Below are 15107 nucleotides of genomic sequence, written 5' to 3'. Positions count from 1 at the left end.
CCTCCGTGCACGGCGCGCTGGCGGTGGACCGGCAGCCCGAGGCGGTGGCGCGCCTGCGCCCGGTCCCGGAGCAGGCCCGCACCGCGCCGCGAGACCCGCTGAGCAGGATCACCACCCTCCATCCCACCAGCTACCTCGAGGCGCGGGCGATCGGGGAGGCCTACCGCGAAGGCACCCCGGTGATCATCAATCTGACCGAAATGGACAATGCCGATGCCCGGCGGCTGGTGGACTTCTCGGCGGGGCTGGCCTTCGCGCTGCGCGGGTCGATGGACAAGGTCACCAACAAGGTCTTCCTGCTGTCGCCGCCCGACGTCGAGGTGACCGCCGAGGACCGGCGCCGCATCGCGGAGAACGGGCTCTTCCTTCGCAACAGAGAGTGACATCGAGGTAGCCGGATGCCCGTGCGGTGATGTGATCGCCCAATTACCGATCGTATCGCCTTACGCCATTGGTGTGACATCGTCGGCGAAATCACAGTTCGGTCACACGACCCGGTCACATGCGGCATCCGTGCCGTACGAGAGGGCTTGAAGATGTGGCAGAGTAGTGACGTGGATGTGCTCTTGCTCGTCGTCTACTACGTGCTGTTCTTCTTTTGGCTGCTGCTCACGGCGCGTGTCGTGGTCGAACTCGTGCGCGCCTTCGCGCGCGAATGGCGGCCCGTGGGTGGAGTTGCGGTGACGCTTGAGACCATCTACACAGTGACCGATCCTCCGGTCCGGCTGGTCCGGCGGATCATCCCGATGGTGCGGATTGGCGGCGTCGGACTGGACTTATCGATTATGGTGCTGCTGTTGGTTGTGTTCATACTGATGCAACTGGCGTATCCCGGCTGAGATAACGGGGAGACCGGGATGCAACAGCAGGCCATGGAGTGCGTGAGGTGATCTGATGTCGTTGACCCCCGCTGACGTGCATAACGTTGCGTTCAGCAAGCCACCCATCGGCAAGCGGGGCTACAACGAGGACGAGGTGGATGCATTCCTCGACCTAGTGGAGACCGAGCTGGCCCGGCTGATCGAGGACAACAACGAGCTGCGCCAGCAGGTGGAGCAACTCGACGCGGAACTCGAGACGGCCCGGGGCGACCTGGAAGCCACCCGTACCGGCGCGCCGGTGCACAACGAGCCGTCCCGCCGGCTCGCTCCCGTGCCGACGCCGTCGCCCGTGGAGCAGACGCAGGTCCACCCGATGGCGGACGCCGGCGAGCCCAACGTGCAGGCCGCCAAGGTGCTGGGCCTGGCCCAGGAGATGGCCGACCGGCTCACCGCCGAGGCCAAGACCGAGTCCGACGGCATGCTCGCCGAGGCGCGCGCCAAGTCCGAGCAACTGCTCTCCGATGCCCGCGCGAAGGCGGACTCCATGGTCAACGAGGCGCGGACCCGCGCCGAGACCATGCTGAACGACGCCAGGACCAGGGCCGAGACGCTGGAGCGGCAGGCGCGCGACAAGGCGACCACCATGGAGCGCGAGGCGCAGCGCAAGTACACCGAGACCATGAACAGCATGAACAGCGAGAAGACCACGCTGGGCAAGAAGATCGAGGAGTTGCGCACGATAGAACGCGAGTACCGCACGAGGCTCCGAGGCTTCCTCGAGTCCCAGTTGCGCGAACTCGACGATCGCGGCTCGGCGGCACCGGCGTCGGCTTCGTCGAGCTCGTCCGGTGGCCAGGGCTACTCGTTCGGGCCGCGCGCCGAGGCAGGCTGATCGGGCGCCCCCTGGTTCCCCCGGGGGCGGCACCCAGACCCTGTCGGCGTCTGGGTGCCGCGCAACCGTGGTGTAATGCACCGTGCTGTTCATCGTCCTCATCCTGGTCCTCGGCGCGCTGGGGCTGCTGGTCACAGCGCTGATCACCGCGCAGTCGCTGTGGGCCTGGGTGTCCATCGGCGTGTCGGCGCTGGCGGGCTTGCTGTTGCTGGCGGACTTCCTCCGCCGCCGTCGCAAGCGCCCCGCGGGATCGGCCCTCGGCGCCGCGGTGCTCCAGCCGGTGACCCCGGCCGAGCCCGCCGGTGATGCCACGGAGCCGGACAAGAGCACCGAGTTCGTGTCCGAGAACGATCAGCTCGAGGTCGGGTCCGACGGCGATCCGGCCGAGGAGAAGAGCGCTCCCGCCGACATCGAGGTCGTTTCCGAACTCGACGCCGAGGTGGTCGTGGTCGACGAGTACCCGCGCTACCACCTCACCGGCTGCGGCTGGCTCACCGGCCGGGAGACCATCCCGATCACGGTCAAGGAAGCCAGGAACCTCGGCTTCACGCCCTGCGCGCGCTGCGCCCCGGACAGCCATCTCGCGGCCGCTCACCGCACATCGGCCTGACTCGGGCGGCTCAGCCTCGTGGGGGCACCCCCCAGATCCTTTCGACGTCCACGCCGGGGTGGACACTGAGTTCGCGCGCGCCCTTTGCCGGTGATGCGCGGGGCCCGCTGACCGGGCCGGCGGTGTTCGAACCAGCCGAGCCGTTGCAGCGCTTCGGCGACCGCCGCGCCGAGCGCCCCGGCGAGGTGGTGCCGTTGTTCGGACCAGTCGACGCAGAACTTCAGCAATGCCCGCCTGCGCTCGCGGCCCTCGAACAGCGCGGCCGTCCGGGCTCACCTCTCCAGGATGCCCTGGGACACTTCCAGCCAAGCGGAAGTGTTTCCGCGATGTCCTTCGGGTATGGCGGACACGAAGACGGTGGCGCGGCCGAGAACCGCCGTGTTGCTGACCAGGTGCGCCGGAATGTTGCTGGTGCAACTCGGCGTCACCGTGGTGAACGTCGCGCTGCCTACGATCGGCACCGAGCTGCACGCGCGTTTGCCCGCCCTGCGACGGATCGTGGACGGCTACGCGGGTAGTGCTCGCGGCGCTGCTGCTCTCCGGCGGGGTGCTGGGGCGCCGGATGGTGGTGATCTGCGAATTCGCCGTGTTCGGGCTGACCTCGGCGGGCTGCGCGCTCGCTCCGCACGGTGCCGTGCCGGGGATGTGGGTGCTGGCCATCGCGATAACCGCGTGCACCGTGCGCTAACCTTGATGTGACAGGCGTCGATCCGGCCATCACCGGGGAGTCTCCGGAAGAACGGGACGGACGTCCCCAGTAGAACCGGACGGGTGCGGCCCGTGACAGCCGATCAACGAGGGGCCCGCGGCAGGCGGGCAAGCGGGGTGGTACCGCGGAACGCGCTCGACGGGCGTGTCTCGTCCCCGTGTGGATCCGGCGATCCGTACGAGAACGAGGAGCACAACCGATGTACCCGAAGGTGGAGTCGCAGCCTTCTTTTCCCGGGCTGGAACGTCAAGTCCTGGCTTACTGGGAGTCCGACCGCACCTTCCAGGCCAGCGTCGAGTCCAGGGAGGCCGGCGCGAACGGGGCGAACGAGTACGTCTTCTACGACGGCCCGCCCTTCGCCAACGGGCTGCCGCACTACGGTCACCTGCTGACCGGGTACGTCAAGGACATCGTGCCGCGCTACCAGACCATGCGCGGCCGCCGGGTCGAGCGCCGGTTCGGCTGGGACACCCACGGCCTGCCCGCCGAACTGGAGGCCGAGCGGCAGCTGGGCATCACCGACAAGTCCCAGATCGACGAGATGGGCATCGCCGAGTTCAACCAGGCGTGCCGGGAATCCGTGCTGCGCTACACGAACGAGTGGCGTGATTACGTGACCCGTCAGGCGCGCTGGGTGGACTTCGACCACGACTACAAGACGCTCGACCTCAGCTACATGGAGTCGGTGATCTGGGCGTTCAAGCAGTTGTGGGGCAAGGGTCTGGTCTATCAGGGCTACCGCGTGCTGCCCTACTGCTGGCGGGACGAAACGCCGTTGTCCAACCACGAACTGCGGATGGACGACGACGTCTACCAAAGCCGCCAGGACCCGGCGGTGACCGTCGGGTTCCGGCTGCCCGGCGGCGGCGAACTGGCGGGCGCCTACCTGCTGGTCTGGACCACCACGCCGTGGACGCTGCCGTCGAACCAGGCCACCGCGGTGCACCCGGACATCGACTACGTGCTCGTCGAGCCCGAGACCATGCCCGGCAAGCGGTTCCTGCTCGCCGAGGCGCGCGTCCCCGCGTACGCGAAGGAACTGGGCGAGAACCCGCCGGTGGTGGCGCGGTACAAGGGCGCGGCGCTGGCCGGGCTCGCCTACGATCCGCCGTTCCCGTACTTCGTCGGCGACGAGAACTCCCACCAGGTGCTGCTCGGTGACTTCGTCACCACCGAGGACGGCACCGGGGTGGTGCACATGGCGCCCGCCTACGGTGAGGACGACAAGGCGGCGGGGGACGCCGCCGGGATCGTGCCCGTGACGCCGGTCGACGCGAGGGGCCGTTTCGACGCCCAGGTGCCCGACTATGAGGGCCAGCAGGTGTTCGACGCGAACCCGGACATCATCCGCGACCTCAAGTACGGCACCGGTTCGGCGGCCCGGCAGGGCGCGCTGTTGCTGCGGCACGAGACCTACGAGCACTCGTACCCGCATTGCTGGCGCTGCCGCAACCCGCTGATCTACCGCGCGGTGTCGTCCTGGTTCGTCAAGGTGACCGAGTTCCGCGACCGGATGGTCGAGCTGAACCAGCAGATCACCTGGTATCCCGAGCACGTCAAGGACGGCCAGTTCGGCAAGTGGCTGGAAGGCGCGCGCGACTGGTCGGTTTCGCGCAACCGCTACTGGGGCACGCCCATCCCGGTGTGGGTGTCCGACGATCCGCGGTATCCGCGCATCGACGTCTACGGCTCGCTCGACGAGCTCGAACGCGATTTCGGGGTGCGGCCGAAGGACCTGCACCGGCCCTACGTCGACGAGCTGACCCGGCCGAACCCGGACGACCCGACCGGGAAGTCCATGATGCGCCGGGTGCCCGAGGTGTTCGACGTCTGGTTCGATTCCGGGTCGATGCCCTACGCCCAGGTGCACTACCCGTTCGAAAACGCCGAGTGGTTCGAGCACCACTACCCGAGCGACTTCATCGTCGAATACATCGGGCAGACCCGCGGCTGGTTCTACGTGCTGCACGTGCTGGCGACCGCGCTGTTCGACCGGCCGGCGTTCCGCAGGTGCGTCTCGCACGGCATCGTGCTCGGCTCGGACGGGCAGAAGATGTCGAAGTCGCTGCGGAACTACCCGGACGTCACCGAGGTGTTCGACCGCGACGGCTCGGACGCGATGCGCTGGTACCTGATGGCCAGCCCGATCCTGCGCGGCGGCAATCTGATCGTCACCGACAAGGGCATCCGTGACGCCGTCCGCCAGGCCGTGCTTCCTTTGTGGAACTCGTACTACTTCCTCGCGTTGTACGCCAACGCCGAGGGCGTCGAGGGTCACTGGCGTACGGATTCCCAGCACGTGCTCGACCGCTACGTCCTGGCGAAGACCAACGAGCTGGTCACCGATGTCCAGTCCGGTTTGGACATCTGTGACATCGCGGGTGCGTGCTTGAAGGTGCGGGATTTCCTGGAGGTCCTGACGAACTGGTACGTGCGGCGTTCGCGCGACCGGTTCTGGGCGGGCGGGCAGGACGCGATCGACACCCTGCACACCGTGCTGGAGGTGGTTTCCCGGACGGCGGCGCCGCTACTTCCGTTCGCCACGGAATCGGTGTGGCGCGGGCTGACCGGCGGCCGTTCGGTGCACCTGACCGACTGGCCGCTCGTGGACGAGTTGCCCGCGGATCCGTCGCTGGTGCGTGCCATGGACCGGGTCCGCCAGGTGTGTTCGTCCGCGCTTTCCTTGCGCAAGGCCAACAAGCTGCGCGTGCGGCTGCCGCTGGCGCGGCTGGTCGTCGCGGCCGACGATGCCGAATCGCTGAGGTCCTTTGTGGACATCATCGCGGACGAGGTCAACGTCAAGGCGGTGGAGCTGACCACGGATGTCGCCGCGCACGGCGGGTTCGAGGTCGTGGTGAACGCGCGCGCGGCCGGTCCGCGGCTGGGCCGTGACGTGCAGAAGGTGATCAAGGCCGTCAAGGCGGGGGAGTGGTCGACCTCGCCGGAGGGCGCGGTGGTGGCCGCCGGGATCGAGCTGCTGGACGGCGAGTACGAGCGGCGGCTGGTGGCCAAGGACTCCGGTGCCGCGGCCGAGTTGCCCGACAGCTCGGGACTGGTGCTGCTGGACACCGAAGTGACCGCCGAACTGGCCGACGAGGGCGTGGCCCGGGACCTGATCCGCGTGGTGCAGCAGGCCCGCCGTGAAGCCGGTCTCGAGGTCGCGGACCGCGTCGAGTTGACGGTGGACGCACCGGACGAAGTGGTTGCCGCCGTTCGGACGCACGGAAAGTTCATCGCGGGCGAAACTCTCGCGGTTTCGGTGTCTTACGGCCACGTCGACGACGGTTTTCCCGGTACGGTCGGCGATGGTGTCAAGGTCACCGTGGGGGTGACGAAGGCAGGCTGACCATGGGGGAGTTTCATGTCGTGGCGAAGATGGGTGCTGACCGGGGGTGCGGTCGCGGTCGCGGGGATCGTCGTGGCCGCCGTGTTCGTGTTGCGCGTCGGCTCCTCGGAGGCACCGGCGGCGGGCCAGCCGAGCCAGGCCGGCGTGGCCGACGCCAGCACCCTGGCGGCCCGGTTCCTGGGCGCTTGGTCACGCGGCGACTTCACGACGGCGGGCTCCCTCACCGACGACCCGGCGAACGCCTCGGCGAACCTGGCGGCGGTACGCGGCAGTCTGGGGATCAACCCCGACAGCAGGGTGCTCGGCGTGTCGGGCCAGTCGGTGGGTTTCCGCGTGTCCTGGCCGTTCGAGCAGGGCGGCGTGTGGACATATGACAACACCTTGACCCTGGTTCAGCCCGGCAAGCAGGCCCTGGTGCACTGGGCGCTGCCGGTGATCCATCCCAAGCTGACCCCGGGTGCCCGGCTGGAGCGGCAGGGCCGGACCGGGGACGCCGTCGTCGACCGGGACGGCAAGCCGCTGCTGGCCTGGCAGGGGAGCCAGGCCCAGCCGGTGGACGCGGGCGTCGCACCGCTGCTGCTGCCCGCGCTGGGCCGGGTGGCCGGCGATCACGTGACCAAGGGCAGCGCCGTCGTGCTGGTCAACGGCGGTGCCCAGGAAGTCCTCTTCGGACAGCAGGGGGGCACGGCACCGCTGACCTCGACCCTGAGCGGCAGGACCCAGGCCACGGCCCAGGAGGCGGTGGACGGCGCGTCCTACCCGGCGATCCTGGTGGCCATCCAGCCGTCCACCGGGGACATCCTGGCGGTGGCCCAGAACGCCGCGGCCGGGAGCGCACCCAACGCGCTCACCGGCCTCTACGCGCCGGGGTCGACGTTCAAGATCGCCACCGCGACCGCCGTGCTCGAGCGGGGCGCGGCGACGACCGACACCGTGCTGCCCTGCCCCGGTACCGTCCAGACAGGACAGCGCTCGATCCCGAACGACGACCAGTTCTCGTTCGCGCCGCTGCCCCTGCATTCGGCGTTCGCGCATTCGTGCAACACGACCTTCGCGCAGCTCGCCGCCGGCCTGCCCCCGGACGCGCTGGCCGACGCCGCCGGCCAGCTGGGGCTCAACGCGGACTTCGACATCCCCGGCGTCGCCACGGAGGCCGGCAAGGTGGAGGACACCGCGACCGGCTCCGCCGAGCAGGTCGAGACGTCCATCGGGCAGGGCAAGGCGCAGGCCAGCCCGTTCGGCCTGGCGCTGATGGCCGCGACGGTGGCCAGGGGCTCGGCGGTCACGCCCAGGTTGTGGCACGGCCTCGACACCACGGTCAACTCGGGTTACCAGGCCCCGCCCGCCGCCGTGATCACCTCGCTGCGGTCGATGATGCGGGAGGTCGTCACCGGGGGCACGGCGACCGGCTTGCAGGGCAGCGGGAAGGTGTACGGCAAGACCGGGACCGCGCAGTTCGGCGACGGCAGCCAGGCCAACGGCTGGTTCACCGGCTACCGCGACGATCTCGCGTTCGCCGTGCTGCTGCTCGGGTCCAACTCGTCCAGGCCCGCGGTCTCCGTGGCGGCGGCGTTCCTGCGCTGAACCCCGCGTGGTGGGAGAAGGCCCGGCCCGTACGGTGGCGACCGTGGAAGCCATCGCGTTCGCGGAGGTCGCCGCCGTGCCCGCCGATCCCAGCCGCGCGGCAGTGTGGCTGGCGCCGCTCGACCGCCGCGCCTGGACCGTCGGCGAACTGGCCCGGTCCGCGGGGGTGAAACCGTCCACCGCCGGCGAGCACGTCGCCCGGCTTCGCGGGCTGGGCGTGCGGGTCTGATGCGGTTCGCGATCCGCGTCAAGCCTGGCGCGAAACGGGACGCCGTGGGCGGGGACTTCAACGGCGCGCTCGTCGTCGCGGTGAAGGCGCCCGCGGTGGAGGGCAAGGCGAACGAGGCCGTGCGCAAGGTGCTCGCCAGGGCGCTCGGCGTGCGCGCCCGGGATCTGCTTGTCGTACAAGGGGAACGCGGCCGCGACAAGCTGATCGAACTCGCCGACCCGCCGCCCGGCGCCGAGCGCGTCCTCGACGCGCTCCGCCGCGCGTAACCGCCGAAGTCCGCAGTGGTGTCCGGGGGCCACGGGCGATTCCCTATGCTGGCGCCAAAAGCGGGTAGGAGGTGCGGGTGGCGGAGCTTCCGGTCGTGCTGGGCACGGGCGCGGCCGTCCTGCTCGCGGCCGTCCTGGCGGTCCGGCTGTCCACCCGGATGGGCCTGCCGTCGCTGCTGCTCTACCTCGTCATCGGCGTGCTGCTGGGGGAAGCCGGCCTCGGCGTCCAGCTCTCCGACCCCGGGCTCACCCAGTCGCTCGGCCTCGCCGCGCTGGTCATGATCCTCACCGAGGGCGGGCTGACCACGCGGTGGCCGTCGGTGAAACCCGCGCTGGCACAAGGCGTCGCACTGTCCACTGTGGCCGTCGTGGCCAGCGTCGCGGTCACCGGTTCGGCACTGCACTGGCTGCTCGGCCTGGACTGGCGCGTGGCGCTGCTGTGGGGCGCGGTGCTCGCCCCCACCGACTCGGCGGCGGTGTTCTCGGTCCTGCGCACCGTCGGGCTCCCGCGACGGCTGGTCGGCGCGCTGGAACTGGAGTCCGGCATCAACGACGCGCCGGCCTACATCGCGGTCGTGGTGCTGGCCGAGGGCACGCGGATGGACTGGACGCTGCCGCTGCTGGTGGTCTACGAGCTGGCCGCGGGCTGCGCGCTGGGTGTGGTCCTCGGCTGGCTGGGGGCGGCGGCGCTGCGGCGGGCCGCGCTGCCCGCCACCGGTCTCTACCCGCTGGCGACGGTGGCCGTTTGCGTGGTCGCTTACTCCTCGGGCCAGCTCCTGCACGCCTCCGGGCTGCTTGCCACCTACGTCGCCGCGCTCGTGCTCGGCAACTCCCGGCTGCCACACCGCTCCGACACACTGTCCTTCGCCGAGGGGCTGGGCTGGCTGGCGCAGATCGGGCTGTTCGTGCTGCTCGGCCTGTTCGCCTCACCGCAGCGGCTGGTGGGCAGCATCGCCTCGGGGCTGGTCGCCGGGGCCGTGGTGCTGCTGCTGGCGCGGCCACTGTCGGTGCTGGTGGCGCTGCTGCCGTTCCGGGTGCCCTGGCGCGAGCAGGCGTTCCTGTCCTGGGCCGGGTTGCGCGGGGCGGTGCCGATCGTGCTCGCGCTGATCCCGCTCGCCCGGGGCGTGCCGGACGCCGGGCGGCTCGTGGACGCGGTGTTCGTGCTGGTCGTCGTGCTCACCCTGCTGCAGGGCTGGACGCTCGGGCCGGTCGCGAAACTGCTCGGCGTGGCCGTCCGCGGCGAGCCGAAGGAAATCGAGGTCGACGCGGCCGTGCTCGACGAGCTGGACGCGGCGCTGTTGCAGGTCCGCATCCAGCGCGGGTCCCGGCTGCACGGCGTGTACCTGTCGGAGTTGAGGCTGCCACCGGGCGCGTCGCTGAGCGTGATCGTGCGGGAAGGCGAGAGCTTCACCCCGCAGAAGACCAGCCGCCTCCAGGAAGGCGACCAGCTGCTCATCGTCGCCACCGAGGGGTCCCGCGACGCCGCCGAACGCCGGTTGCGCGCGGTCGACCGCGCCGGCCGTCTCGCCCGGTGGCGGGGCGAGTCCGGCCAGTGATGTGCTAACGTCCCGGGCAAGGTCATGAGCGCCAGCGTCAAGCCCCGGCTTGCTGGCCGGCAACCCTCCGACCGCGGTGGGGTGCCCCGGGTGAGGACCTGGCTCGCGGTGAGGTGCCGCGGGCAAGCGCGGGCCCCTCTGGCGGGTCCCTGACCTCCCGAGGAGGCATCCATGACTCTTGCCCTCTCCCGTCCCACCGCGCCGCCGGTCAGCGAGCAGGCGCGGGTCCCGCTGGTGACCGGCGGGGACATCGGCTACGCCAACCTGGACCACGCCGCCAGCGCGCCCTGCCTGGCCGCGGTGCGACGGGCCGTGGACGAGTTCCTGCCCTGGTACGCCAGCGTCCACCGGGGCGCCGGTTTCGCCTCGCAAGTGGCAACAAGGGTCTATGAGCGGACCAGGGAGGTGCTGCGGCGCTTCGCCGGCGCCCGCCCCCGCGACACCGTGATCTTCACCCGCAACACCACGGACTCGCTGAACCTGCTGGCCTCCAGCCTGCCCGCGGGGACCTCGGTGGTGCTGTTCGACACCGAGCACCACGCGGCGCTGCTGCCGTGGCGGGGACCGCACGTCTACCGCATCCCCACCCCGCGCACCAGGCTCGCCGCGGTGTCCGCTGTGGACGGTGCGCTGGCGGCCTGCCCGGAGGGGCCGCGCCTGGTCGTGCTCACCGGCGCGTCCAATGTGACGGGTGAGCTGCTGCCGGTCGCCGAGATCGCCGCCGTCGCCCGGCGTCGTGGCGCGCGGATCGCGCTGGACGCGGCCCAGCTCGCCCCGCACCGGCCCCTCTCGATCCAGGATCTCGACGTCGATTTCGTCGCGCTGTCCGGGCACAAGCTCTACGCGCCCTTCGGGGCCGGTGCGCTGATCGGGCGGGCCGACTGGCTGCGGGCGGCCCGGCCCTACCTCGCGGGCGGCGGGGCGACCCGGTCCGTGCTGGCCCAGGACGGGGGACTGGGCGTCGTGTGGAACTCCGGCCCGGAACGGCACGAGGCCGGCTCGCCCAACACCGTCGGTGTGTATGCCCTCGGCGTCGCGTGTGAGCAACTCGGGGCGAACTGGGACGCCGTCATCGCGCACGAGGAGGAACTCGGGGACCGCCTGCGCCGCGGGCTGGCGGCCGTGCCCGGCCTGACCGAGCTGAAACTGCTCGATGGGGCCGCGGACATGGTGGGGACGTTGAGTTTCGTGCTCGACGGGTTCGAGCCCGGCTGGCTCGCCGCGGTGCTGTCCGCCGAGTACGGCATCGGGGTGCGCGACGGTGCGTTCTGCGCGCATGTCGCCACCCGGCGGCTCATCGCCCGTACCGGCGGGACCGGTGGGCAGGCGGTGCGCGTGAGTCTGGGTCTGGGCACCACGGCCGAGCACGTCGACCGCGTCGTGCTGGCCCTGCGGCAGATCGTGGCCAGGGGAGCCCGCTGGGACTACGCGATCCAGGACGGCCGCTGGGCGCCGACCCCGGATCCGCGGGCGCTGCCGCCGTTTCTCGCGGGCTGAGTACCTCGGCGCGTGACCGGGGTCCGCCACACCGCATGGTTCCCGCCGGCGCTGCTCGGCTTCCTGCTCATCGGCCTGCTCGGCTGGAAGCTGTCGCGGGCAAGCGGCTGGTTCGCCTTCACGCCCGGGAGCGACCGGATTCCGGCGGGAGTTCCTCTCCGGGTACGGCGAACCTCTGCCGGCGGTGCGATCACGCGGGCTGTCCGGGTTGCTCGGCGGGTAACCGGCCGGTCGCGGTGGTGGTTTCTGGCGACGATCGCCTGGTAAGCGGTGCACACGCACCGTGGCGTGCCCGTTCCGGCCCGCACGCTGGTCCTGGCGACGCTGGGTGGCTTGGCCCTCATCGCCTTCGGCGCGCTCCTGGACGCCGTGGTGCGTTCGACGGACGAGCGGGTGGTCGCCGGCGTGGTCGGTGCGGCAGCCGGCCTGATCGGCCTCGGTGCGCGCGGGTGGGCGGCAGCGCGGACGGGTCGGCCGCGATCGCTTGCTCCGTCCTGGTGTTGCTCGCGGCCTACGGGTTTGCCGTGGCCGCGGGGGCCGACCTCGTCGATCCGCTGACCGTCGTGGTCGGCCTGGCCCTGCTGGCCTGGCTCGAACGCAGCAGGCCGCTCGCGGTGACAGTGGCGTTCGCCCTCGCGGCGGCGGCATTCTCCGCGAGCCTGCTCGGCCTGCTGGTCCCGGCGGCGGTGCTGCTCGCCGGGGCGATCGCGACGCTTCGGACCGCCGCGCCACCCGCGAGGGCGTCACGTGGACAGTGACGTGGACAATGGCACGGTGAGCACCGAACAGGGATCGCAACCGGAAACCGAAGAAGCACCCGCTTTGCCGCGGCGCCGGGTCGGCCTGCTGGCCGTGGTTGCCGTCCTCGCGTTCGGGCTCGACCTGGTTACGAAGGCCGTCGTCGCCTCCACGCTCGAGGGGCGGGAGCCGGTGCGGATCTTCGGCGGGCTGGTCTACCTGCAGCTGATCCGCAACCCGGGCGCCGCGTTCGGCATGGCCACCGGGATGACCTGGGTGCTGGCCCTGGTGGCGATGGCCGTGGTGATCGCGCTGATCTGGTTCGCCCGCCGCCTGCGCTCGGCCGGCTGGGCGTTCGGGCTCGGGCTGGTGCTCGCCGGGGCGCTGGGCAACCTGATCGACCGCCTCTTCCGCGCCCCCGGCCCGTTGCGCGGTCACGTCGTCGACTTCATCTCGGTGTTCGGGCCCAACGGCGATGTCTGGCCGGTGTTCAATGTGGCCGACTCCTCGATCTGCGTGGGTGGCGCACTGATCGTGCTGCTGTCGCTGCTCGGCCGGGAGTACGACGGATCGGTCCGGAGCACCAGGAAGTGAGCGTGCGGATGCTGCCCGTCCCGGACGGCCTGGACGGGATGCGGGTGGACGCCGGGCTGGCCAAGCTGCTCGGGCTGTCGAGGACCGTGGTCGCCGAACTCGCCGAGTCGGGCGAGGTGCTGCTGGATGGCAGGCCGGCCGGAAAGTCCGACCGGCTCGCCGCGGGCGGGCTGCTGGAAGTGACGCTGCCGGAGCCGGACAACCGGGTCGAGGTGGTGGCCGAATCCGTCGAGGGCCTGCGAATCCTGCACGACGACGACGACATCGTGGTGGTGTCCAAACCGGTCGGGGTGGCCGTGCACCCGAGCCCCGGCTGGGCGGGACCCACCGTCGTGGGCGGGCTGGCGGCGGCGGGCCTGCGCATCTCGACCTCGGGCGCGGCGGAACGGCAGGGCGTCGTACACCGGTTGGACGCGGGGACCACTGGTGTGATGGTGGTGGCGAAGAGCGAGCACGCGTACACGGTGCTGAAGCGGGCGTTCAAGGAACGCACCGTGGACAAGGGCTACCACGCCGTCGTGCAGGGTCACCCCGACCCGACCCGCGGCACCATCGACGCGCCGATCGACCGGCATCCCCGCCACGACTACAAGTTCGCCGTGGTCGCCGGGGGACGGCCGAGCGTCACGCACTACGAGGTGATCGAGGCGTTCCGGGCGGCGTCCCTTGTGGACATCAAGCTGGAGACCGGCCGCACCCACCAGATCCGCGTGCACTTCTCCGCCGTCCGTCACCCCTGCGCGGGCGACCTGACCTACGGCGCCGATCCGGTGCTGGCCCGCAGCCTCGGCCTGACCCGGCAGTGGCTGCACGCCCGCACGCTGGCGTTCGCCCATCCCGCCGACGGCCGCTGGGTCACCTTCGAGGCTCCCTACCCCGAGGACCTGACGCACGCCCTGGACGTCCTGCGCGCGGAATAGCGGAATCACCCGCCGACGGCATTCGGCGTAACGGCCGCGAACCGCTCACGACCTAATTGTCGACTGGTGAGCGAAATTTTGGCCGGCCGGGGCGCTGGCCGTGCATTCTCCATCTCGAAGGGAGAAATGGTGTTTTGCAGCGCAGGACGCTTGACGGACGATATCGCCGCCGCCGCGGACTTCACCCTGACCACCCGAAACCAGCTGGTTCCCGCCGACAACGAGGTGAAACCGTGAAATCTGGCGGGAGGGAATTCATGGGTAACTTGGAGCTGGTCATCGGCGACAGTCACCAGGTCTTCGCGGAAGCCTTGCAGATCGTGCTCGCGCAGCGGGGCTTCGAGGTGCTCGCGGTGGCCCCGAGCCTGGCGAACCTGCGCCGGCTGGTCCGGGTGAAGCGTCCCCGGCTGTGCCTGATGGACCGGTACTTCGGCGGCGCCGACGCGGTCGAGGTGATCGGCGAACTGGTGGCGGCCAGCCCCCGGACGAAGGTGGTCATGCTGAGCGCGGAGGGCGAGGCCGACGGCGTCGCCAGGGCACTGCACGCGGGCGCGTTCGGTTACCTGCACAAGAAGCACGGCGTCACGGCGCTGGTGTCCGCGCTGCGCAGGGTGGACGCGGGCGAGATCGCGGTGGACGTGGTGGCCGAACGGTCACGGTCCACTTCGGACGCTGCCGAGGTGCGTTTGCGGGCGAAAAGCCTGACCTGCCGGGAACGGCAATGCCTGCGACTGCTCGTCGAAGGATTGGGCACCACGGAAATGTCGCGGCGGCTCGGTGTCCGTTCGAGCACGCTCCGCGGCCATGTCCAGGGGCTGATGACCAAACTGGGCGTCCACTCGCGACTCGAGGCCGCGGCGCTGGCGACCCGGCATTCGTTGCTCGACCGGCCGGTGGGCGGGGTCAGTCCAGCGACCAGGTGAGGGAGCGCTCGTCGGGTTCGGGGCGGGGACTCCAGCGGACGGAGACGATCCGCGTCGCTTCTTCGACGACGTAGACGGTGTGGCCACCCGCGGTCTCGCCCGGCCGCACGCCGATCCTGTGCGGTGGCCGGGAAGTCAGCGAAACCGGTGCCTTCGCCACCGCCTTGCCCTCGGTGGTGATCAGCTCCAGGTAGTTGTCCGGCAGCGAGGCGAACGGGATGGCACCCCGGTTGGTGATCTCCGTGTGCACCACGACCGCGCGCTCGCCCTCCTCGAGGCGGTAGCCCGCGGCGCCGAACAGGAAGTCCGCCGGGTCCTGCACCTCCAGCAGTTGCACGGTCAGCTGCTCACCCTCCAGTCCCTGCGTGGCGAGCACGTCGCCGGTGCGCCCGGTGCGGCGGGCCGGCGCGGGCGCCGGTGCC

17 protein-coding genes, 2 pseudogenes and 1 riboswitch are annotated in these 15107 nt (G+C 70.8%); of the genes and pseudogenes, 17 read left to right on the top strand and 2 right to left on the bottom strand.

Translation table 11 applies throughout. The features are described 5' to 3' along the window. From VJT49_RS09160 to VJT49_RS09145, 4 genes are all read left to right on the top strand, one after another. The coding region (locus tag VJT49_RS09160) for a cell division protein SepF (protein WP_324164305.1) at positions 1–383 on the top strand (383 nt) is incomplete at its 5' end. 171 nt (positions 384–554) lie between these two features. After that, positions 555–839, top strand: a complete 285-nt coding sequence (locus VJT49_RS09155) for a YggT family protein (protein ID WP_324164304.1) — start codon at positions 555–557, stop codon at positions 837–839. A 55-nt stretch (positions 840–894) separates the two neighbouring features. Continuing rightward, positions 895–1713, top strand: coding sequence for a DivIVA domain-containing protein (locus tag VJT49_RS09150; protein WP_324164303.1), 819 nt, complete (start codon positions 895–897; stop codon positions 1711–1713). Positions 1714–1795: 82 nt separating this feature from the next. Next, positions 1796–2323 carry a hypothetical protein gene (locus VJT49_RS09145; protein ID WP_324164302.1) on the top strand — a complete coding sequence of 176 codons (528 nt, stop codon included), beginning with the start codon at positions 1796–1798 and terminating at the stop codon, positions 2321–2323. 272 nt (positions 2324–2595) lie between these two features. On the opposite strand, the gene VJT49_RS09140 is transcribed toward VJT49_RS09145, so the two are convergent. Next, the gene (locus tag VJT49_RS09140) at positions 2596–2784 is read right to left on the bottom strand and encodes a hypothetical protein (RefSeq protein ID WP_324164301.1); all 189 of its coding nucleotides are present in this window, start codon (positions 2782–2784) and stop codon (positions 2596–2598) included. Between the two features lie 56 nt (positions 2785–2840). Here VJT49_RS09140 and VJT49_RS09135 point away from each other — a divergent pair, with 56 nt between their 5' ends. From VJT49_RS09135 to VJT49_RS09075, 13 genes and pseudogenes are all read left to right on the top strand, one after another. Further along, positions 2841–3011 carry a hypothetical protein gene (locus tag VJT49_RS09135; RefSeq protein ID WP_324164300.1) on the top strand — a complete coding sequence of 57 codons (171 nt, stop codon included), beginning with the start codon at positions 2841–2843 and terminating at the stop codon, positions 3009–3011. A gap of 220 nt (positions 3012–3231) precedes the next feature. Next, positions 3232–6378: an isoleucine--tRNA ligase gene (gene ileS, locus VJT49_RS09130; RefSeq protein WP_324164299.1), complete on the top strand. Its 3147-nt coding sequence runs from the start codon at positions 3232–3234 to the stop codon at positions 6376–6378. A gap of 15 nt (positions 6379–6393) precedes the next feature. Continuing rightward, positions 6394–7962 (top strand): penicillin-binding transpeptidase domain-containing protein, encoded by a 1569-nt coding sequence (locus VJT49_RS09125; RefSeq protein ID WP_324164298.1) that lies wholly within the window; start codon positions 6394–6396, stop codon positions 7960–7962. Positions 7963–8005: 43 nt separating this feature from the next. Continuing rightward, a pseudogene (locus VJT49_RS09120) lies at positions 8006–8179 on the top strand (transcriptional regulator); the annotation flags it as partial. Positions 8180–8190: 11 nt separating this feature from the next. Next, positions 8191–8457, top strand: a complete 267-nt coding sequence (locus VJT49_RS09115; RefSeq protein ID WP_324164297.1) for a DUF167 domain-containing protein — start codon at positions 8191–8193, stop codon at positions 8455–8457. A gap of 77 nt (positions 8458–8534) precedes the next feature. Continuing rightward, a complete protein-coding gene (locus tag VJT49_RS09110; protein ID WP_324164296.1) occupies positions 8535–10013 on the top strand; it encodes a potassium/proton antiporter in 1479 nt (492 codons plus the stop codon). A gap of 20 nt (positions 10014–10033) precedes the next feature. Further along, a riboswitch (SAM riboswitch) is annotated at positions 10034–10148 on the top strand. Between the two features lie 36 nt (positions 10149–10184). Further along, complete coding sequence (locus tag VJT49_RS09105) at positions 10185–11510, top strand: aminotransferase class V-fold PLP-dependent enzyme (RefSeq protein ID WP_324164295.1); 1326 nt, start codon at positions 10185–10187, stop codon at positions 11508–11510. Positions 11511–11522: 12 nt separating this feature from the next. Further along, a complete protein-coding gene (locus tag VJT49_RS09100; protein ID WP_324164294.1) occupies positions 11523–11777 on the top strand; it encodes a hypothetical protein in 255 nt (84 codons plus the stop codon). A gap of 182 nt (positions 11778–11959) precedes the next feature. After that, the gene (locus tag VJT49_RS09095) at positions 11960–12268 is read left to right on the top strand and encodes a hypothetical protein (protein ID WP_324164293.1); all 309 of its coding nucleotides are present in this window, start codon (positions 11960–11962) and stop codon (positions 12266–12268) included. A 16-nt stretch (positions 12269–12284) separates the two neighbouring features. Continuing rightward, the gene (gene lspA / locus VJT49_RS09090; protein WP_324164292.1) at positions 12285–12842 is read left to right on the top strand and encodes a signal peptidase II; all 558 of its coding nucleotides are present in this window, start codon (positions 12285–12287) and stop codon (positions 12840–12842) included. Continuing rightward, positions 12839–13762, top strand: a complete 924-nt coding sequence (locus VJT49_RS09085; protein WP_324164291.1) for an RluA family pseudouridine synthase — start codon at positions 12839–12841, stop codon at positions 13760–13762. Before lspA ends, VJT49_RS09085 begins: the two co-directional genes overlap by 4 nt. 66 nt (positions 13763–13828) lie before the next feature. Further along, on the top strand, positions 13829–13999 hold the full coding sequence (locus VJT49_RS09080; RefSeq protein ID WP_324164290.1) for a hypothetical protein: 171 nt from the start codon (positions 13829–13831) through the stop codon (positions 13997–13999). 20 nt (positions 14000–14019) lie between these two features. Continuing rightward, positions 14020–14685 carry a response regulator transcription factor gene (locus VJT49_RS09075; RefSeq protein WP_324164289.1) on the top strand — a complete coding sequence of 222 codons (666 nt, stop codon included), beginning with the start codon at positions 14020–14022 and terminating at the stop codon, positions 14683–14685. On the opposite strand, the pseudogene VJT49_RS09070 reads toward VJT49_RS09075, so the two are convergent. Then, positions 14666–15107, bottom strand: a pseudogene (locus VJT49_RS09070) (AsnC family protein); the annotation flags it as partial. The gene VJT49_RS09075 and the pseudogene VJT49_RS09070 overlap by 20 nt on opposite strands.

This window comes from Amycolatopsis sp. (assembly GCF_035276945.1).
In the GTDB taxonomy this organism is placed as follows: Bacteria; Actinomycetota; Actinomycetes; order Mycobacteriales; family Pseudonocardiaceae; genus Amycolatopsis_E.
The sequence above is the reverse complement of the archived record's forward strand: the minus strand, read 5'-3'. Positions and strand labels throughout refer to the sequence as shown.

What these genes read in the sequence shown, in the direction of transcription:
- VJT49_RS09150 (WP_324164303.1), top strand. Translation starts at nt 895, where the DNA reads ATGTCGTTGACCCCCGCTGACGTGCATAACGTTGCGTTCAGCAAGCCA.
- ileS (WP_324164299.1), top strand. Translation starts at nt 3,232, where the DNA reads ATGTACCCGAAGGTGGAGTCGCAGCCTTCTTTTCCCGGGCTGGAACGT.
- VJT49_RS09125 (WP_324164298.1), top strand. Translation starts at nt 6,394, where the DNA reads ATGTCGTGGCGAAGATGGGTGCTGACCGGGGGTGCGGTCGCGGTCGCG.
- VJT49_RS09115 (WP_324164297.1), top strand. Translation starts at nt 8,191, where the DNA reads ATGCGGTTCGCGATCCGCGTCAAGCCTGGCGCGAAACGGGACGCCGTG.
- VJT49_RS09105 (WP_324164295.1), top strand. Translation starts at nt 10,185, where the DNA reads ATGACTCTTGCCCTCTCCCGTCCCACCGCGCCGCCGGTCAGCGAGCAG.
- VJT49_RS09075 (WP_324164289.1), top strand. Translation starts at nt 14,020, where the DNA reads ATGGGTAACTTGGAGCTGGTCATCGGCGACAGTCACCAGGTCTTCGCG.